18 protein-coding genes and 1 riboswitch are annotated in these 18,915 nt (G+C 39.6%); of the genes, 12 read left to right on the top strand and 6 right to left on the bottom strand.

Annotated elements, in window-relative coordinates:
- Positions 1-98: 98 nt before the first annotated feature.
- Positions 99-1,604, top strand: coding sequence for a S41 family peptidase (locus G529_RS15975; protein ID WP_051201462.1), 1,506 nt, complete (start codon positions 99-101; stop codon positions 1,602-1,604).
- Positions 1,605-1,673: 69 nt separating this feature from the next.
- Here G529_RS15975 and G529_RS0113570 read toward each other — a convergent pair whose 3' ends face one another.
- Positions 1,674-2,750 carry a YncE family protein gene (locus tag G529_RS0113570; RefSeq protein ID WP_026916043.1) on the bottom strand — a complete coding sequence of 359 codons (1,077 nt, stop codon included), beginning with the start codon at positions 2,748-2,750 and terminating at the stop codon, positions 1,674-1,676.
- 2 nt (positions 2,751-2,752) lie between these two features.
- Positions 2,753-4,582: a TonB-dependent receptor gene (locus G529_RS0113565; protein ID WP_026916042.1), complete on the bottom strand. Its 1,830-nt coding sequence runs from the start codon at positions 4,580-4,582 to the stop codon at positions 2,753-2,755.
- 32 nt (positions 4,583-4,614) lie between these two features.
- Positions 4,615-4,859, bottom strand: a riboswitch (cobalamin riboswitch).
- A 69-nt stretch (positions 4,860-4,928) separates the two neighbouring features.
- Between G529_RS0113565 and G529_RS0113560 the strand changes: the two genes are divergently transcribed.
- The 9 genes from G529_RS0113560 to G529_RS16295 are packed head-to-tail and all read left to right on the top strand — an operon-like array spanning position 4,929 to position 12,868.
- The gene (locus G529_RS0113560) at positions 4,929-6,062 is read left to right on the top strand and encodes an ABC transporter substrate-binding protein (RefSeq protein ID WP_026916041.1); all 1,134 of its coding nucleotides are present in this window, start codon (positions 4,929-4,931) and stop codon (positions 6,060-6,062) included.
- Entirely contained in the window at positions 6,062-7,093 is a 1,032-nt protein-coding gene (locus G529_RS0113555; RefSeq protein ID WP_026916040.1) for an iron ABC transporter permease, read from the top strand. The genes G529_RS0113560 and G529_RS0113555 overlap by 1 nt, the downstream gene beginning before the upstream one ends.
- The gene (locus tag G529_RS0113550; protein WP_026916039.1) at positions 7,093-7,887 is read left to right on the top strand and encodes an ABC transporter ATP-binding protein; all 795 of its coding nucleotides are present in this window, start codon (positions 7,093-7,095) and stop codon (positions 7,885-7,887) included. Before G529_RS0113555 ends, G529_RS0113550 begins: the two co-directional genes overlap by 1 nt.
- 59 nt (positions 7,888-7,946) lie before the next feature.
- Positions 7,947-9,344: a DNA recombination protein RmuC gene (locus G529_RS0113545; RefSeq protein ID WP_026916038.1), complete on the top strand. Its 1,398-nt coding sequence runs from the start codon at positions 7,947-7,949 to the stop codon at positions 9,342-9,344.
- Positions 9,345-9,357: 13 nt separating this feature from the next.
- On the top strand, positions 9,358-10,488 hold the full coding sequence (locus G529_RS0113540) for a serine hydrolase domain-containing protein (RefSeq protein WP_026916037.1): 1,131 nt from the start codon (positions 9,358-9,360) through the stop codon (positions 10,486-10,488).
- Positions 10,489-10,493: 5 nt separating this feature from the next.
- Complete coding sequence (locus tag G529_RS0113535) at positions 10,494-10,859, top strand: hypothetical protein (RefSeq protein ID WP_026916036.1); 366 nt, start codon at positions 10,494-10,496, stop codon at positions 10,857-10,859.
- A 1-nt stretch (position 10,860) separates the two neighbouring features.
- Positions 10,861-11,412, top strand: a complete 552-nt coding sequence (locus G529_RS0113530) for an acyl-CoA thioesterase (RefSeq protein ID WP_026916035.1) — start codon at positions 10,861-10,863, stop codon at positions 11,410-11,412.
- Positions 11,409-12,365, top strand: a complete 957-nt coding sequence (locus G529_RS0113525) for a bile acid:sodium symporter family protein (protein ID WP_026916034.1) — start codon at positions 11,409-11,411, stop codon at positions 12,363-12,365. The genes G529_RS0113530 and G529_RS0113525 overlap by 4 nt, the downstream gene beginning before the upstream one ends.
- 23 nt (positions 12,366-12,388) lie before the next feature.
- Entirely contained in the window at positions 12,389-12,868 is a 480-nt protein-coding gene (locus G529_RS16295) for a hypothetical protein (RefSeq protein ID WP_051201461.1), read from the top strand.
- Here G529_RS16295 and G529_RS0113515 read toward each other — a convergent pair whose 3' ends face one another.
- The 3 genes from G529_RS0113515 to rpmH form a co-directional block, all read right to left on the bottom strand.
- The gene (locus G529_RS0113515; RefSeq protein ID WP_026916033.1) at positions 12,869-13,267 is read right to left on the bottom strand and encodes a DUF423 domain-containing protein; all 399 of its coding nucleotides are present in this window, start codon (positions 13,265-13,267) and stop codon (positions 12,869-12,871) included.
- A 69-nt stretch (positions 13,268-13,336) separates the two neighbouring features.
- On the bottom strand, positions 13,337-16,189 hold the full coding sequence (carB, locus tag G529_RS0113510; RefSeq protein WP_026916032.1) for a carbamoyl-phosphate synthase large subunit: 2,853 nt from the start codon (positions 16,187-16,189) through the stop codon (positions 13,337-13,339).
- Positions 16,190-16,304: 115 nt separating this feature from the next.
- Positions 16,305-16,463: a 50S ribosomal protein L34 gene (gene rpmH, locus G529_RS0113505; RefSeq protein ID WP_011708966.1), complete on the bottom strand. Its 159-nt coding sequence runs from the start codon at positions 16,461-16,463 to the stop codon at positions 16,305-16,307.
- A gap of 146 nt (positions 16,464-16,609) precedes the next feature.
- On the opposite strand from rpmH, the gene G529_RS0113500 reads away from it, so the two are divergent.
- Positions 16,610-17,125, top strand: coding sequence for a hypothetical protein (locus G529_RS0113500; protein ID WP_026916031.1), 516 nt, complete (start codon positions 16,610-16,612; stop codon positions 17,123-17,125).
- 116 nt (positions 17,126-17,241) lie between these two features.
- Positions 17,242-17,949 carry a TlpA family protein disulfide reductase gene (locus G529_RS0113495; protein ID WP_035696143.1) on the top strand — a complete coding sequence of 236 codons (708 nt, stop codon included), beginning with the start codon at positions 17,242-17,244 and terminating at the stop codon, positions 17,947-17,949.
- Here the strand turns inward: G529_RS0113495 and G529_RS0113490 are convergent.
- The gene (locus G529_RS0113490; protein ID WP_026916029.1) at positions 17,946-18,908 is read right to left on the bottom strand and encodes a lytic transglycosylase domain-containing protein; all 963 of its coding nucleotides are present in this window, start codon (positions 18,906-18,908) and stop codon (positions 17,946-17,948) included. The two genes, G529_RS0113495 and G529_RS0113490, sit on opposite strands and share 4 nt — an antisense overlap.
- Positions 18,909-18,915 lie beyond the last annotated feature (7 nt).

Raw genomic sequence — 18,915 nt, 5'->3', positions numbered from 1 at the left:
GACGAATAGACAATAGATTTGTTACAATAAATTTTTTATTTGTCGATATGTAAGTATTTTTAGAAAAAAATTTAGAAAAATTAAACCCTAATTATATTATGAAAATAAGTAAATACTTAATGCTTTTTGCCGTTGCAGGAAGTTTACTTACCGGTTGTTCCAGTGATGATGATGGATCTGGAGTAACTGAGAAACCCGTAGAGCCGCCAGTGACTGGTGAAACTCCGGAAGAAAATCTTGAACTGGAAATCAAGGATTTCGTATGGAAAGGAATGAATGAGATCTATGTTTATAAGAGTCAGGTTCCTGAACTTGGAGATAATTTCTTCGCTACTCAGGATGATCTAAATGAATATTTAATGGGCTTTGATTCTCCTGAAAATCTTTTTTACGATGGTTTGGTGATAGATCAGGATCGATTCAGTTTTATAACAGATGATTATATAGCTCTTGAAAATAGTTTCGCTGGTATTTCTGAAACAACCGGTGTAGACTTTAGACTTTACAGATTTTCTGGTAGTGATGATCTCTTTGGTGTTGTACGTTATATCATTCCAGGTTCAAACGCTGAGAATGCTGATATTGAAAGAGGGGATTTGTTCACTACTTTAAATGGTCAGACCCTGACCGTGGCCAATTACCGCGGACTACTGGAAGAATCTACCCTTACTTTTGGTCTCGCCACTATTGAAGATAATACCGTAACATCTACTGGAGAAGAGGTAACCATCGATACTCAGGTATTGACAGAAAACCCGATTCTGGTGACAAATGTTCTCGACGTGAATGGAACGAAGGTTGGTTATTTGCTATACAACAGTTTTGTTGCCGACTTTGACGATGAGTTAAATGCAGCTTTTGCAGACTTCCAGGCGGAAGGAATTACAGAGTTGATCCTGGATCTAAGATATAATGGCGGAGGTCGCGTAAGTTCTGCTACCAGATTGGCCAGTATGATCACAGGACAGTTTACAGGCGAAGTTTTTGCTAAACAACAATGGAACGCAGATTATCAAAACTACTTCCTGAATAATGATCCAGACAGGTTATTCAATAGATTTACTACAACTCTGGAAGGTGGAGAAGCGATCAACAGTCTTAATCTTACCAGGTTATATGCGATTGTATCAAGTTCTACAGCTTCTGCCAGTGAGCTTGTAGTTAATGGACTTGCTCCATATATCGATGTGGTTACTGTAGGAGATCAAACTGTTGGTAAGTCCCAGGCATCTGTGACTTTATACGATTCCAGCAATTATGGTAGAAATGGTGTGAATCCAGATCATACGTACGCTATTCAACCATTAGTGTATGAATCTGTAAACTCTAATAACGTAGGAGTGCCGTTTGACGGAATTACACCAGATACTGAAATTGTAGAGAGCATATCAGATCTTGGAGTTCTTGGAGAAGCTTCAGACCCTTTGCTTAATGCTGCTCTAAATGTTATCGCTGGAAACAGAGGTATGATTTCCACTCAGAAAGAGTACTGGTATAACGAATTCAGCGAATCTGGAGTTCAAAAAGCGACGTATCAGAAAATGTATATTGACGAATTACCTGAAATTCCAGGGCAGAATAAAAGATTAGAATTCTCTAAATAATTGAGAATTTATATAATAAAAAAACCCAGCTCATTGAGCTGGGTTTTTTTATTAAAATACTTTTCAGCATTAATTAAAATAAACGCCGTTGGGGTTAATTCCGGCTTCATAAGTATTTAAAAGACTTCCATTAGAAGCGTCATAAACAAAAACCTGACCGTTCCCGGTAAAACTTGCATTTGCAGATGCAGCATATAACATCCCATCCTTTGCATTGAAGCCATAAAGAGACGCTACCTCCTCCATTCTGAATTTTGGTCCGGAAGGAAGATCTCCGCCACTTTGGTATTCGTAAACAGCCTTACCCACTGTAAAGTAATAGCTTTCATCACTTTTAATAAGGTCCCCGGGATGTATACTGGAGGTTGGAAATTCCGCAGTACTCAATACGGTATTCATGTTCAAATCTACTACGCTTAAACTTCCCGCGGTCTCTACATCTGCATAAGATGGTTTCCCTGCAGAAAGTACAATTAGATTTGAACCATCTACGATCATGGAAGTCGGCACATCCCCTACTTCAATTTCAGTAGATACCTCATTTGTAGAAGTATTGATTACAGAAATGATATCGTTAAAATTATAACCGCCTTTATGAGCAGTATACACCGAACCATTATTAGCTACTATTTTCTCAGGCCCTTCTGCAACGGCAATGGAAGAAGTCAACGAATAGTCATTTAGATCAAAGACAGCAATATAATCATCATCGGGATTGGTCGCGTCTCCCCAGTTACTCACGTATAAAGAATTTCCTGAAACCGTCGCAAATCGTGGATTCTGTAAATTACCTGAAATCCGACCAATAGTCTCGAAAGTATTTCGATCTACAATCTCGATCGTATTCGAAACATTCAAGATGATAAATGCCAGTTCTTCGGAAAGATATATACTTTGCGCAGTGTCCCCCAGTGAAGTGCCGTTTACTGAATTGAATATTTGGGATTGAACTTCTCCGGTTTCTTCATCAATAAAAGATACCGAAGAATTTCCAGAACCAAAGTTGCCTTCATTCAACACAAAAATGCCATCTTCAAACGCTTCCTTCTCCTCATCTGGCGGAATTACACAGCAATCCTCATCGTCGCTACAGGAGTTCAATAAAAAAATTAACGCCAATAGGCCGAAATAATGTTTAAAATTCATGGTTAAAATTTAATAGTTAGAAAAGTTTTAAATGATCTACCTGGCATATATCTGCCCGGGAGACTCTGGTAGTCTTTATTAAAAAGGTTATTGACCTCGGCACCAATGCGAAGTTCAGGTTTCGCTGATAATTGATGGGAAATTCCGAAGTCAGCTATCGCATAAGAATCAAGCTCGTAATTGTTATCCGCTGAAGTAAAGATCTTCCCGTTATAAAGACTTCTAGTAAAAAGATTCCAATTGGAGATTGTGTACGAAGCTTGCGTAGTGGCCTTGTGAAAAGGAGTATAGATCATTTGATTTCCATTGGATCTATCTATAGATCTGGTAAAGGCATAAGTACCATCAATTTTTAAGGTAGAATGATCAAAATCCTGCTTCCAACTGGCAAAGAGCTCCAGACCATAATTATAAGCAGATTTCGTATTTACAGGTTGCCATACTCCGTTTTCATCAGGGATCCAGCGTATAAGGTTTTCGAGATCTATATAGAAAACGGTCGCATTGATTTCCAACTTTTTATTTCTGAAATCCACTCCAATTTCAGATTGCAGCGAATTTTCTGGTTGCAGATCCTGGTTTCCTCCCTGTAACCAGAACAAATCATTAAAAGTTGGAATACGATAATTTTTCGAAATGTTAAATCTTAGCAGGTAATTATTTGTCAGTTGATATTTGGATCCTACAGAGAATAGTAGCGGTGATTTAAAATCTGAAGTTTCTTCGATACGAAGACTCAGATCATACTGAAAATCTTTTAAGGATTGATTATATAGAAGCGCCACTCCTGAAGACTCTCGTTGCTGATTTTCAATGCCTGAGCCTTCAGCATCAATTTTAATATAATCGGCAATCAAATTGAGATAAGCGTCATCAAATATCCCATATTTCAGGTCATACTTTATAATTCCTGTTTCAGCCGAACCAAAAGAATGATCCATGGAATTTCTATTCTCATAATATTTGAACTCCTCACTTAGCAACGCAAACTTTAGGCTACTCGTAAATTTTCCGAAGAAAGCCTTGTACTCCAGTAAATTCCGAGAATTTCTGTCTTCATATTTACTATTGGAATCTATAAAAACAGTTCCTGAAAAGCCGCGATTGCCCTGATATAGACTGGAATAAAATTTTAATAGGTGGTCTTCTGCCAGCCAGTGACCTATGGAAGTATTCAGAGCTATATTATCAAAGTCTGCGTTTTCGTTTTTAAAACCATCCACTGGATAAGCATAGTCATTAGCTGATCGTATTCCGGAAAGAGAAATATTTAGTGCTGTTGTTTCATTCGAGGCCTGGAAGTTTCCGCTTGCCTGGTATGTATCAAAGCTACCTGCGCCGGCATAAACAAAAACTGAATTCGCATTGTTGAATCTCAAAGAATTATTGAGATGAATAGTTCCTCCTATGGCGCCACTTCCGTAGAGAACACTGCCACCGCCAGGCCGTAGACTTATATCATCAAATGTTTTGGAATTGATGGTATTGAAATCGGTTTGCCCGGTGAATTGAGAATTTATATTAATCCCATTCCAAACTACAGCAGTTTGAGAAGCACCGGTACCTCGCACAGATGCTGAAGAAACCATTCCAAAACCATTTTCTCTAAAGAAAAACGGGGAATTAAACTTAAGCACGTTCGTTAGTGCTGGATCACTGTATTGTACGATGGAATCTGAAACAGATTGCAAATGCTGCCCTGAAGAGTTACTCTTAAGTTTACTGTCGCTGAGTTCAACCTCCTGTAACCAGCGAATGGAATCACTTTGAGCACGAGCTGATATACAGCAAATGCCAATAAAGATTAAAAAAATGTAGTTCGTTCTGTTCATAATCTGCCGACCTTTATCCCGAAAGTCACTCGATACTCGTTGAAATTCGGGCAGGTCTCCTGGCTCGCGTACTACAATTTACCTTCCCGCCTGCTGGCAGTGGTTTGAAGAATAATTGCAGCCACCCTAACGGGCTAAGCTTACAGTTGCGGGAACAGCTCAGGCATAAACGAAATATTACTATTTCTATAGAAATTTAAAAGTTCAAATTTCTCCTGATTCCCTTTTAATTAACGCAGAAATACATCGACGTCAAACCAAAATTTCGAGGCGAAAATAAACAATTAAGTTTGGTAAGTCTTTCAAAAATTTAAATAATCTTACTTTTGGTGACCAAATTACGTTCGTGAAGCAGTTTATTTTTATAATTCTTTGTATCGTTTTAATTTCCTGCAAGGACAATTCATCCCGGCAGGAGACTATAAATCAGTCACCTGAAACCACCTCCATTAAATATGCAGAGGGCTTTAGCATAAAATCCTATGATAATTATAAGATCCTGGAAGTTGCCACCCCGTGGCCAGGAGCGAATGAAGCTTTCAGGTATGTACTTCACCAGTCCGGTGCTACTATCCCAGACAGCATCGACTTTGATGAAAAACTGGAAATTCCCGTAAGAAATATCGTAGTCACCTCCACAACCCATATTCCGGCGCTCGAAGCTTTGGGTCTGGAAAATAAATTGACTGGCTTCCCCGGCACGCGTTATATCTCTTCAGAAAAGACAAGAAAACTGATCGACTCAGGGAGAGTACAGGAACTTGGTCAAAACGAGAATATTAATACAGAGATCCTGATCGACCTATCGCCCGATGTAGTTGTTGGATTTGCGATAGATGCATCCAATAAAAGCCTTGAAACTATTAAGAAAACTGGCATTCCCGTACTTTATAACGGAGACTGGACTGAAAAAACCCCGTTGGGCAAAGCGGAATGGATCAGGTTTTTTGGCGTGCTGTTTGACAAAAATGAAGATGCTGAAGAAATTTTCGAAGGTATTGAAACTTCGTATCTACAGGCTAAAAAATTAGCAGCAGAATCTAAAGAAAAACCAGTGGTCATAGCCGGTTCCATGTACAATGATAAATGGTACGTTCCTTTTGGAAACAGCTGGCAGGCGCAATTTATTGAAGATGCGAATGCAAATTACCTGTATGCAGATACTGAAGGAGAAGGCAGCCTGGCACTTTCATTTGAAAGTGTTCTGGATAAAGCCGGTAATGCCGATTTCTGGATTAGTTCAGGACAATTCGAAAGCTACGCGCAGTTAGCTGAGAGTTCGGGACATTATGAAAAATTCAGGGCGGTACAGCAAAAAGAGGCATATACTGTGAGCTTGTCCAAAGGTGCGACCGGAGGAGTTCTTTTTTATGAACTGGGACCACAACGCCCAGACCTTATCCTGAAAGACCTCATCAGCATCTTTCATCCTGATCTGCTTCCGGAGCATAAAAACGTGTTTTTCAAACCCCTCAACTAATGTGGAGCCGGAAAAAGTATAGTTTAACCATCATTTTCCTGGGAGCGGCGCTTCTATTCTGCCTGTTGCTCAATATCAGCCTGGGATCGGTTAATATTCCTTTTTCTGAAGTCTTTGCTTCTCTCTCAGGTTTCCCGGTAGAGAAGGATACCTGGAGATATATCATTCTGGAGTTCCGATTACCCAAGGCGATAACGGCGATGATCACAGGATCTGGCCTGGCGGTTAGTGGTTTGCTCATGCAGACTTTATTCAGGAATCCGCTGGCAGGACCGTATGTACTGGGATTGAGCAGTGGTGCCAGCCTTGGAGTTGCTATCGCATTTATGGGATCTGCACTATTCGGTGCTGGTTTTGCCGCAATATTATTATCAAAATGGAGTCTGGTCATAGCATCGAGTCTGGGAAGCTTGCTGGTTCTGTTAGCTGTAATAGTTGCCTCACTCAAATTAAAAGACACTATGGCGATATTGATCATAGGTCTTATGTTCGCAAGTTTTACCGCTGCGATCGTAAGTGTCCTGGCCTACTTTAGTCCCGCTGCAGATCTTCAGCAGTATATATTCTGGTCCTACGGCAGCCTGGGCAACCTGAGTTGGGAAGAAGTAGGAATTCTAGCTGTTTTCTGGACTACTGGTGTTCTCATCACACTTGCATCCATAAAGAATCTCAACTCTTTACTGCTTGGCGAGCAATATGCCAGAAGTATGGGTACAAATATTAAAAGAAATCGATTTTTGGTCATTCTGGCCACCAGCCTACTCGCGGGTAGTATCACCGCATTTGCCGGTCCCATAGCCTTTATTGGCCTGGCCGTCCCACACCTGGTTAGGCAGATCATACCTTCCGCCAATCATATCATATTGTTTCCAGCGATTATCTTTGGTGGGGCGATCTTAATGTTATTATGTGATATTGTTTCTCAGTTACCAGGCAGTGAGTTTAGTTTGCCAATAAATGCCATAACTTCTATTATTGGAGCACCTGTGGTCATCTGGCTCCTGGTAAGAAAACGTAGATTTAACTTCTAATGAAGAACAAAAGTTCAAATAGCATTTTAAAAACAAGCGGACTCTCCATAGGTTATTCTGAAAAGTCTACGAATAAGATCATTGTTGAAAAGGTCGATTTTGAAGTCAATGAACACGAACTAACGGCAGTCATTGGTGTAAATGGTGCCGGGAAATCAACCTTACTAAAAACTTTAAGTAGATCTTTAGAACCTCTTCAGGGTGAGATTATTATAAATTCAAAAAATGTTCAGAACATCAGCTCAGAAGAACTTTCAAAACAACTTAGCCTGGTGCTTACTGAACAGCATGTTTCAAGAAATTTGAGCGTCAGGGAATTGATCGCTTTGGGGCGGCAACCTTACACGAACTGGATCGGGAAACTTCACCAGAAGGATAAAGAAGCTGTACACAATGCGATAGAGCTCGTTCATATTGAAGGACTCGCAAATAGAAAATGTTACGAGCTTAGTGACGGACAATTTCAGAAGGTCTTAATAGCCAGAGCGATTGCCCAGGACACTTCTTTAATCATCTTAGATGAACCCACCACCCATCTTGATATTTACCATAAAGCATTTATGCTGAAATTACTGAAACAACTCACAGAAACTACGGGCAAAGGGATCATTTTCGCTACTCATGAAATCAATCTCGCCATTCAGTTGTGTGATAAGCTAATCATCTTAAAGGACGGGAAAGCCTTTACTGGTACTCCGAAGGAATTGATGGCTTCAGGTGTATTCGATTCGTTATTTCCTTCTGAACTTATTACCTTCGACAGGCAATCGGCCAGCTTCAGAATTAGCAGCTAAAACCAGTTGATGGTCCTTAAAAATTTCCGATTTAATTATATTTAGCAAAATATCGTTTTATGCCTGAACCGGTCTATCTGATTATTCTTTCTCTGTCCATTTTAATTATTCTTTTGGCGTTTGCTTATTTTCTCAAAGCCTTCAAATCGAATGAAAATTTAAAGAATGCTACTCAGCAAATCAATCAATTAAAACTTCAGATAGATAATGACAAACAGTATTATAACAGACAGTTAGAAGAATACAATTCACATTTTTCACAGCTCAAAATCGAAAGTACGGAAAGCCTTCAGAAGAAAGAAGTGCAATTAGAGAATCTGAGACTGGAGCGTTCTGAGATTCAAATTCGACTGACTCAAAAAGAAGCTGAAAATGAATATTTATTAGAGAAAAGTAAGACCCTGAAACTGGAAATTGAGAGGCTGCATGAAAAGTTCAATGAGCAATTCGAGAATCTCGCTAATCGAATTTTTGAGCAAAAATCTGAAAAATTCACCGATCTAAATCAGAAGAATATTTCTGCAATTTTGAGTCCGTTAGATAAAAAATTAAAAGAATTCGAAGATAAAATTAATGACACCAATCTCGCTTCAGTCAAAAGACACGCAGAACTCGGAGAAAAATTGCGATTCCTGAATGAGCAGAACATTAAAATAAGTGAAGAAGCTAACAATCTCACCAAAGCTCTTAAAGGGAACACCAAAATGCAGGGAAACTGGGGTGAGATGATCCTGGAGCGTGTCCTTGAGAAAAGCGGACTCACCAAAGGCAGTGAATACGATGTACAGCAAAGTTATACGACCGCTGAAGGCAAGCGTGTGATCCCCGATGTGGTGATCAACCTGCCCGGAAATAAAAAGATGATCGTGGATTCAAAAGTTTCCCTGAATGCTTATGAAAGATATGTAAATGCGGAAGATCTTACCGAGCAATCTGTTCAGCTTAAAGATCATTTATTAGCATTAAAGCAAAGAGTACAGGAATTAAGCAGGAAGAATTACCAGAAGCTTCACCAAGAAGCCAGTCCGGACTTTGTATTATTATTCATTCCCATTGAAGCGGCATTCGCGGTGGCCAGCAATGAAAACCCTAATCTATATAACGAAGCCTTTGAACAGAATATCATTTTAGTAACTCCCACCACCCTGCTTGCGGTTTTGAGAACCATCGAAAGTATGTGGCAGAATGAAAAGCAAAAGCAAAATGCTATAGAGATCGCTAATCAGGCCGGTGCGTTGTACGACTCGTTCACAAATCTCACCATTGAACTGGAAAAAATAGGTAGGCAGATCGGGACAGTGCAAAATTCGTATGATGGAGCCATGAAAAAACTAACCGGTAAAGGGAATCTCATTAGAAAAGTGGAGCGTTTGAAAAAACTAGGAGCCAAAGCTTCGAAACAGATCGACCCAAAACTAATTCAGAAATCAAATTCAGAAACTTTGAACGATAATTAAATATCTTGCAGGCATGAAATTCTGGATAACATCAATTTTATCTCTCTTCTTCTACGCCAGCCAGGCACAGGAGGTTTATTTCCCATCTGATACCTTGTGGGAGGAAAGGCTTCCTGAAACTTTTGAGCTTAACCTGGATGCAGCAATAGACTTTGCAAAAAATAATGAATATTCCGGATCCCGAGACCTCGAACAGGCCATTCTAAAAGGTTTTGAACGAGAACCTTTCCATAAGATCATGGGACCTGTAAAGCATCGCGGTGGACCCGCAGGCCTGATCCTGAAAAATGGATATAAGATCGCCGAATGGGGAGACGTAAAAAGAGTTGATATGACCTTTAGCGTGACCAAGAGTTTTCTTTCCACAACCGCACTCATCGCCCTGCAGGAAAATGCAATTCAAAATGTCAACCACTCTGTTTCCTCCTATATCTGGGATGATACTTTTAGAGGGCCGCATAATTCACAAATCACCTGGAAACAACTGCTTCAGCAAAATTCTGACTGGAGCGGTGAATTATGGGATAGCTATGACTGGGCAGACAGACCAGCAAATGACGGAAACCTGGACACCTGGAGAAACCGCAAGTTGAACAAACCGGGTACATTTTTTAAATATAATGATGTACGAGTCAACGTACTTGCTTACAGTTTACTGCAGGTTTTAAGGAAGCCCTTACCGTCTGTCTTGAAAGAGAAGATCATGGATCCCATAAACGCATCTAATTCCTGGCGCTGGTTTGGGTACGACAATTCCTGGACAAACATTGATGGATACAAAATGCAATCTGTTAGTGGAGGCGGTCACTCAGGTGGCGGGATGTTCATCAATACTGAAGATATGGCCAGATTTGGTTTGCTATTTATGAACAATGGCGTCTGGAATGATCAGAGATTGATCGAACAAGATCTAATTTCAGAAGCTGTCCTACCTTCTCTTACAAATCCAAATTACGGATATATGTGGTGGCTGAACGCTAAGGGAGACCGACACATGGAAAATATCGATAAAGATTTGTTCTATGCCGCGGGATTTGGTGGTAATTTTATCATTATCGACCAGAAGCAAAAACTGATGATCGTAACCCGATGGCTGGAACCTTCAAAACTGGAAGAATTCCTCAATCTTATTTATAAAAAATAAATAATATGAAAAAAACATTATTCTCTATACTTGGCGGTATATTCATACTCTGGCTTCTTTATTATGCCTTTGTATATTTTGTACCATACAGCGAAGGAACCAGAAGCGGTGAACTTATCAAATTCAGCCGCAAAGGAGTGATCACAAAAACCTGGGAAGGTGAAATTAGCCAGGGGATTAGCGGAGCACAGATTTTCAGTTTTTCTGTTCTTGATAAAAATGATGAAGTGATCAAAAACCTTCAGGAATACGAAGGAGATTATGTAAAGCTTACTTATGTAGAACGCTATTCCACCTTCTTTTTCTGGGGAGATAGTAAATATTTCATAACTGGAGTAGAACAATCACAAAGCCCACATTTCCGAAGATAATATGCAACAAAATTTCAAACGCGTTGAAGCTAGTCAGGTAGTTATTTCAGAATTGATGCTGCCCTCTCATTCAAATTTCAACGGAAAAATTCATGGAGGATATATATTGTCCCTTCTGGATCAGATCGCATTCGCTTGTGCCTCCAAACATTCTGGAGCTTATTGTGTGACTGCCAGTGTAGACACTGTAGATTTCCTTAAACCCATTGAAATTGGTGAGCTCGTGACTATGAAGGCTTCTGTGAACTATGTAGGACGAAGTTCCATGGTGATTGGTATTCGAGTAGAGTCTGAAAATATTCAAACCGGCGATATCAAACATTGCAATAGTTCGTATTTCACCATGGTTGCAAAGGAGAAAGATGGCAGCTCTATAGAAGTTCCTGGCTTAATTTTGAATTCTAATGATGAAATTCGGCGTTTTGCCAAAAGCATCAAACGGAAGAACATGAAAGATCACAGGATAAAAGAATTTCATGAAACCGATTTTGCTTCTGAGAAGTATTTGCATATCCTGGAAGATCACAAGGCTAAAATAGAGTTGGATTCGTGAGATCGAACTGGTTCATTATCGCCATATTCGTCGCGATCGCCATTGCGTATTTCTTACCGCAGGGTCCGGAACTATTGCGATTAAAATTGATTACTGATGTAGGTATAGGATTGATTTTTTTTTTCTACGGACTTAAATTATCACCGGCAGAGTTTAAACAGGGTTTGATGAATTACAAAATTCATATCATCATCCATCTTACCACATTTCTAATATTCCCGATGTTGTGTATCGCCTGCCTGCCGCTGTTCGATCAAGGTCTCCAATCTGAATCATGGATTGCACTATTTTTCCTTGGAACCTTACCTTCAACCGTATCATCATCTGTAGTGATGGTTGCGGTGGCCAGGGGAAATTTGCCGGCAGCGATCTTCAATGCCAGTTTATCCGGACTTTTAGGGATCTTCGCAACACCTTTATGGCTCGGAATGGTGTTGGAAAGCTCAACAGATTTTGACTTTTTAAGTGTGTTACAAAAATTAATGCTCCAGATTGTAGCTCCCTTACTAACTGGATTGTTTCTTCAAAAATTTCTAGGAACCTGGGCGAGTAAACACAGTAAAAAACTAAGCAATTTTGATAAGGCTACGATCATTCTCATCATTTACACAAGTTTCAGCAATTCTTTTTCATCCAACATTTTCGCAACGATAAGCTGGGGAGAGATCTTAAAAATGGCCATGATCGTGATCAATCTTTTTTTTCTGGTATATTACGGTACACTGCTAGCCAGTAAGGCACTGAGATTAAATACCCGCGACACTATTACCGCCCAGTTCTGCGGAACAAAAAAATCCCTGGTTCATGGCTCTGTCATGGTACGGGTGATCTTCGGAAGCACTGCGAATTCCGGATTAATTCTACTTCCTATCATGCTCTACCATTCCACCCAGCTCATTTTGATCGCATGGTTTGCTGAAAAATACAGAACCAGAAAATCAGATCTTGAATAATTATTCTATTTTTAAGCTGAATTATGAAAAACTACATTCACATTTTGCTGCTTATCAGCATCTTTTTATCCGGCTGTAAATCTGAAGTATCTGAAAAAGTTGAGGAGGCTTCAGTAGAAAAACAGGAAGTTGCGGCTCCACAGACCGAAAGTATTCAGAAGATCGAATGCTATACATATCTTGAAAACAGGGATACGATCTACATGGCTTTAAGAATTAAAGATGATTCTATTGTTGAAGGTGATCTCGCATATTCACTTTACGAAAAAGACCAGAACAAAGGCAGTATAAGAGGAAGAATATCTAATGATTCTTTGTTTGCCAGCTACCAATTTACTTCAGAAGGGAAAAGTTCAGAAAGAGAAGTTTTCTTTTTAAAAAGCTCTGATGGTTTTGTTGAAGGTTTTACAGACACTGAAGAATCCAATGGTAAAACAAATTTCAGCAATACAAATTTTAAGCTTAATGATCGCTTTATATTAAAACGTACAGATTGCAGATAATCAGTTATTTAAACATAAAGCAATATCAGCAATATTAACTGTGAAAAATATCCATCCCAAGATTAAAAACAAGCCGCCCAGTGGCGTCACAGGACCTAGAAATTTCATTTTCTTCCCAATCGAACTGGTATAGGATAGGCCATAAATACTAAAGGAGAACAGCACAATACCAATCATAAAGAACCAGGCAGCAAGCTGCTGACCGGTTTGTGTGAATGGAAACACGGTCCCGGAAATGATCAATATGATCGCATGGTACATTTGATATTTAACACCGGTTTCAAAACTTTTTAATTGGTCTTCACTAAACCATTTTTTCAGGGCATGTGCACCAAAGGCACCCAGAATTACGGCAAGCGTGCCCATTACTCCTCCAAAAATCAACACCAGTTCTTTCATTCTCAATAATTAAAAAAAGGCCATTCTGAACAATGCATTCAGAATGACCTTTCGTCTATAATTTTACAATTACTTACTTAAGTACATTTTTCTTCTGGAATACAGATCGTAGAACTCATCATCCTTCAAACTATCAATAAACAGGATGCTTTCACCGGTACTCTTCATTTCTGGCCCAAGTTGCTTGTTCACATTGTAAAATTTATTGAAAGAGAACACAGGCTGCTTGATAGCATAACCTTCCAGCTGTGGATCAAAATTAAAATCCTTCACTTTTTTCTCTCCCAGCATTACTTTGGTCGCATAATTCACATAAGGTTCCTTGTAAGCTTTTGCAATGAAAGGCACCGTTCTCGAGGCCCTTGGATTGGCTTCAATGATAAAGACTTTATCGTCCTTGATCGCGAACTGTATATTGATGAGACCAACAGTATTGAGTGCCAGGGCAATTTTACGGGTATGATCCTTTATTTGCTGCATCACCAGATCTCCAAGGTTGAAAGGCGGTAACAAAGCGTGAGAATCACCGGAATGAATACCACACGGCTCAATATGCTCCATGATCCCGATTATATATACATCTTCGCCATCACAGATCGCATCTGCTTCTGCCTCTATCGCCCCATCCAGGTAATGATCCAGCAATAACTTGTTATTCGGAATTTTTCTTAGCAGGTCTACTACGTGAGCCTCCAGTTCATCCTTATTAATAACGATCTTCATTCCCTGTCCACCAAGAACATAGGATGGTCTTACCAGAATAGGAAAATCAAGTTCTTCAGCAAGTTTCAGGGCTTCGTCTGCATTTTCTGCAGTTCCAAAATCTGGATAAGGAATATCATTTTTTTGCAATAACGTTGAAAAACTTCCTCTGTCTTCAGCCAGGTCTAAAGCTTCAAAACTTGTTCCCATGATTTTGACGCCATAACGATCCAGCTTTTCCGCAAGTTTAAGAGCGGTTTGTCCACCAAGTTGCACGATGACTCCTTCAGGTTTTTCATGCTGAATGATATCATATATATGTTCCCAGAATACAGGTTCAAAATAAAGTTTATCTGCCGTATCGAAATCTGTAGAAACGGTTTCAGGATTACAGTTAATCATGATGGTTTCATAACCACATTCTGCAGCGGCAAGGACCCCGTGAACACAGCTGTAATCAAATTCTATCCCCTGTCCAATCCTGTTAGGACCAGAACCAAGAACAATAATTTTCTTTTTGTCTGAAACCTTGCTCTCATTATCTGTATAGTATTCTCCTTCTTTCGAACGAATTCCTTCTTCGAATGTTGAATAATAATATGGAGTCAAGGCTTTGAATTCTGCGGCACAGGTGTCTACGAGTTTATAAACCCTATTGATCTGTAATTCTTCCCTCTTTTTATAAACTTCGCTTTCCAGGCAGTCGAGCATATGGGCAATCTGCCTGTCTGCAAAACCCTTTTGTTTAGCTTCAAGCAGAAGGTCTTTTGGAAGGTTATCCTTATCGTACTTAGTGATCTCCACTTCCAGCGCATGCAGCTCCTCATATTGTTTCAGGAACCACATATCGATCTTGGTGATTTCATGAATTCTGCTTAACGGAATCCCCATCTGTATGGCATCGTAGATCACGAATACGCGATCCCAGCTAGGGTTGGTTAATTTATCGATGATCTGGTCATAATCCTTATAACCCTTCCCATCAGCTCCAAGTCCGTTACGCTTAATTTCCAGTGATTGAGTCGCTTTGTGCAACGCCTCCTGAAATGAGCGTCCTATTCCCATCACCTCACCTACAGATTTCATCTGAAGACCTAAGGTGCGATCTGATCCTTCAAATTTATCGAAGTTCCAGCGTGGGATCTTAACGATCACATAGTCCAGAGAAGGTTCGAATAAGGCTGACGTTGATTTGGTGATCTGATTTTCAAGTTCATCAAGGTTATAACCCAAAGCTAGCTTGGTAGCTACTTTTGCGATCGGGTACCCCGTAGCTTTAGAAGCCAGGGCCGAAGATCTCGACACCCTCGGATTAATTTCAATAGCTACAATATCTTCCTTTTCATCAGGGCTCACCGCAAACTGAACATTACAACCTCCAGCAAAATCACCGATACTTCGCATCATCTTTATAGCAAGATCACGCATTCTCTGATACGTTTTATCGCTCAAGGTCATGGCAGGTGCAACAGTGATCGAATCACCGGTATGGATCCCCATTGGATCCATATTCTCAATAGCACAGATGATTACTACGTTATCATTTTTGTCTCTCAAAAGCTCGAGCTCGTATTCTTTCCAGCCCAACAAAGCCTTATCGATCAACACCTCATGAATTGGAGACGCTTCAAGACCCCTGGAAAGCATTTCGTCAAAATCCTCAGCTCTGTGCACAAAACTGGCTCCACCTCCACCAAGTGTGAATGAGGCTCGTATTACCAGAGGAAAACCAAATTCCTGTGCAACTTCCTTACCCTGAAGGTAGGAAGTAACAGTTTTTGCCGGAGCCACAGGCACTCCAAGTCTTCCCATTAATTGTTTAAACTGCTCACGATCTTCACAAATATTGATCGCATCTATATCAACACCAATAAGCTTTACATTAAAATCACTCCAAATTCCCTTTTCGTCTGCTTCAATACATAAGTTCAAAGCCGTCTGGCCTCCCATAGTTGGCAGCACAGCGTCAATCTCAGGATGATCCTTAAGAATTTCTATGATGGACTTAGTGGTAAGCGGTTTTAAGTAAACATGATCGGCCATGGAAGGATCGGTCATGATCGTTGCAGGATTGGAATTGATTAAAATAGTCTTGATACCGTCTTCTCGAAGAGATCTAAGAGATTGAGTACCTGAGTAATCGAACTCACAGGCCTGTCCAATGATAATTGGACCAGAACCAATGATTAAAACGCACTTGATGTTGTTGTTTTTAGGCATGATTAAGATTTGATCGTGTTGATAGTTGTGTTCTATAAAATTAAGAAGCGTAAGGGTATAAAAAAAGGCGTTACTCAAAAAGTAACACCTTTAATATTTCAATGAATAAAAATCATTAATGCTTATGTCTGTTTTCAGAAGATACAGATAGTTTCTTTCTTCCTTTAGCTCTTCTTCTAGCAAGGACTTTTCTACCGTTGGCGCTAGCCATACGCTCCCTAAAGCCATGCTTGTTTTTTCTTTTTCTTTTGGATGGTTGAAACGTTCTTTTCATTGTGAATATCTTTTATCTTCTAAAATTCGTTTATCTGTCTTAAAAACTGCGTGCAAATATACAAAGCTTTTTATGTACTGCAAATACTAAACATAAAAATTTTTAATAGTTTTTACTACCTTTGCCGCCGCAAAACAATTTTATCTATGTTCAATAAAAATATCAAGTTAATTATCGCAGGATTGCTAATCGCCGTTGCAATATGGCAATTTATTGAGGGTGAAATTGGAAATGGAATTGCTTTGATTCTGCTTTCCGGAATATTCATTTTTCTATATTTTAAGAATGAGATGATTCTTCTGGCATTTCTGAAGCTAAGAAAGCAGGATTTTGCAGGTGCTAAGAAATGGCTTGACAAAATTAAGGATCCTGAGCAGGCCCTGGTGCCAAAGCAGCAAGGATATTACTGGTATCTTCATGGTCTAATGGTTTCTCAAACCAACATGACGCAGGCTGAAAAATTCTTTAGACGCGCAATAAAACTTGGACTATCCATGGATCATGATCTGGCCATGGCCAAATTGAACCTGGCTGGAATCGCGATGACAAAAAGGAGAAAAAGAGAAGCAACGACCCTGCTTAGTGAAGCTAAAAAACTGGACAAGCACGGGATGATGAATGACCAGATTCGAATGATGAAGGAGCAAATGAAAAAGATCTAATTAAGTTTTTATTCACTAATTATTTCTTTCAACAATTAAATGGGTATTTAAACGAGTATTTTTCTAAACCGCCTTTATTCATAATACTTTTAGGGAACCAGCCCCAAAATTTGATTATGAAAAGACTGTTACTATCGTTAACGCTTCTTTTTACAACTTCCCTCCTATTTTCCCAGCAAGATCTGGACGAGAAATATTATTTTACTGAGGCATTATTTGAACATTTATCTGACTATAATAAAAAAGCAGATGCTGCGTTCAAAGCCAATGAATATGAGAAGGCTAAGCAGCTTTTCGAAAGTTTCACTTCGGAAAAACTTGCAGGATCTTACATGAATAACTTTAAATTCAGAAATCTGCGTAATCGTGAAGTAGAGCTGTACGATTTTAATAAACCTACTTTTTTAATTACCTACGCCAGCTGGTGTATTCCTGCTAAAGGGGAGATCCCGGCAATCAATAAACTGGCGAAGGAATATTCTGATAAAGTCGATTTCGTTATTTTGTTTTGGGATAAGCGAAAGACTGTCAAGGAGCTTTCAGATCAGTTTAATTCTGAAATTTCCGTCGTTTTTGTAGATGAATCTGAAAATAATGCTGGTTTCGTAGTAAAACAGCTAAAGCATTCATTAGGGCTTCCTACATGCTTCTTACTTTCCGAAGACAAACGGATCACTTCCATTCGCAGAAGTGTATTCTCTGGACCAGCGACAGACCTCGAAACAGCCTATCAAAAAAATTACATCGCACTGGAAACCTCGATTTCAAAAAACCTGGTTCCCGAGTACGATGAAGTTTATGCAGATAATGTAAGTCTGGATTAATCCAATTTAGGATACTCTCCTTCTTCAGGAATATCTATAAAATAGGTTTTTCGGGAAGCATTGTTAAGATGATCATCTCTTAACCATGGATTGTGAATCTTCAGGGTTTTGTAGTTAATACCGAAGTTCCTGGCAAAATCTGGGAAATCTGCTACGGCTGTATCAACCTTTACTTTTTTCAGCTGTATTGGTGCATATAGATCTGCTTCTTCATAATCAAATCCATATTTCGCGGGATTATTCATAATCTCTTTTAGAGCCAGAATTCGAAATACATATCTGCCGGTTTCCTCTCCTAACAACAACTCATAATACTCATCGACCTTCTGTCTATCCAGTTGCTTATCCACTCCGTACTGCCCGGCGTTGTAGGAGGCTGCAGCAAGAGTCCAGGATCCAAAACGTGCTTTCGCTTTTTTAAGGTAATTTGCTGCTACCCGTGTGGACTTTTCAATATTGTAACGTTCATCAACATTAGAATTGATCTCCAAACCATACTCTTTCCCAGTGCCTTCAAGAATTTGCCAGAAACCTACGGCCTTGGCAGGTGATACAGCCTGGGTCAAACCACTTTCAATCACGGCAAGGTATTTAAAATCTTCAGGAATTCCTTCTTCCCTCAAAACAGGCTCGATAATAGGGAAAAACTTGTTGGCACGTTTTATAAGCAGCAAAGCATTCGACTGCCAGTAAGTATTCACCAGCAGTTCCCTGTCCATTCTTTCATAAACATCTGGATCTTCCAGTGGCACAGGCTCCCCCGCAAAGTCAAGATTTTCAGGAACAGGCAGGGCCTTGATTCGGTAATTATTAGCTACACTACGATCCCTGATGGTATCCTTCGAGGAATTTCTGGAGTTATTTGAATTTAATTCGCCATCCTGTACATAGGCATTGATGCTTACTCCCAGAACCGTCAGAATTCCTACAAATACCAATGCGCTTTTCAATAAATTCATAATCTAT

The organism is Christiangramia portivictoriae DSM 23547 (assembly GCF_000423045.1).
Taxonomy (GTDB): domain Bacteria; phylum Bacteroidota; class Bacteroidia; order Flavobacteriales; family Flavobacteriaceae; genus Christiangramia; species Christiangramia portivictoriae.
The sequence above is the reverse complement of the archived record's forward strand: the minus strand, read 5'-3'. Positions and strand labels throughout refer to the sequence as shown.

Excerpts from the sequence above, each read along its gene's own strand:
- G529_RS16295 (WP_051201461.1), top strand. The coding sequence starts at position 12,389 with ATGAAAAACTACATTCACATTTTGCTGCTTATCAGCATCTTTTTATCC.
- G529_RS0113535 (WP_026916036.1), top strand. The coding sequence starts at position 10,494 with ATGAAAAAAACATTATTCTCTATACTTGGCGGTATATTCATACTCTGG.
- G529_RS0113515 (WP_026916033.1), bottom strand. The coding sequence starts at position 13,267 with ATGAAAGAACTGGTGTTGATTTTTGGAGGAGTAATGGGCACGCTTGCC.
- G529_RS0113545 (WP_026916038.1), top strand. The coding sequence starts at position 7,947 with ATGCCTGAACCGGTCTATCTGATTATTCTTTCTCTGTCCATTTTAATT.
- carB (WP_026916032.1), bottom strand. The coding sequence starts at position 16,189 with ATGCCTAAAAACAACAACATCAAGTGCGTTTTAATCATTGGTTCTGGT.
- G529_RS0113490 (WP_026916029.1), bottom strand. The coding sequence starts at position 18,908 with ATGAATTTATTGAAAAGCGCATTGGTATTTGTAGGAATTCTGACGGTT.
- G529_RS0113540 (WP_026916037.1), top strand. The coding sequence starts at position 9,358 with ATGAAATTCTGGATAACATCAATTTTATCTCTCTTCTTCTACGCCAGC.
- G529_RS0113565 (WP_026916042.1), bottom strand. The coding sequence starts at position 4,582 with ATGAACAGAACGAACTACATTTTTTTAATCTTTATTGGCATTTGCTGT.
- G529_RS0113570 (WP_026916043.1), bottom strand. The coding sequence starts at position 2,750 with ATGAATTTTAAACATTATTTCGGCCTATTGGCGTTAATTTTTTTATTG.
- G529_RS0113530 (WP_026916035.1), top strand. The coding sequence starts at position 10,861 with ATGCAACAAAATTTCAAACGCGTTGAAGCTAGTCAGGTAGTTATTTCA.
- G529_RS0113555 (WP_026916040.1), top strand. The coding sequence starts at position 6,062 with ATGTGGAGCCGGAAAAAGTATAGTTTAACCATCATTTTCCTGGGAGCG.
- rpmH (WP_011708966.1), bottom strand. The coding sequence starts at position 16,463 with ATGAAAAGAACGTTTCAACCATCCAAAAGAAAAAGAAAAAACAAGCAT.
- G529_RS0113495 (WP_035696143.1), top strand. The coding sequence starts at position 17,242 with ATGAAAAGACTGTTACTATCGTTAACGCTTCTTTTTACAACTTCCCTC.
- G529_RS0113550 (WP_026916039.1), top strand. The coding sequence starts at position 7,093 with ATGAAGAACAAAAGTTCAAATAGCATTTTAAAAACAAGCGGACTCTCC.
- G529_RS0113500 (WP_026916031.1), top strand. The coding sequence starts at position 16,610 with ATGTTCAATAAAAATATCAAGTTAATTATCGCAGGATTGCTAATCGCC.
- G529_RS15975 (WP_051201462.1), top strand. The coding sequence starts at position 99 with ATGAAAATAAGTAAATACTTAATGCTTTTTGCCGTTGCAGGAAGTTTA.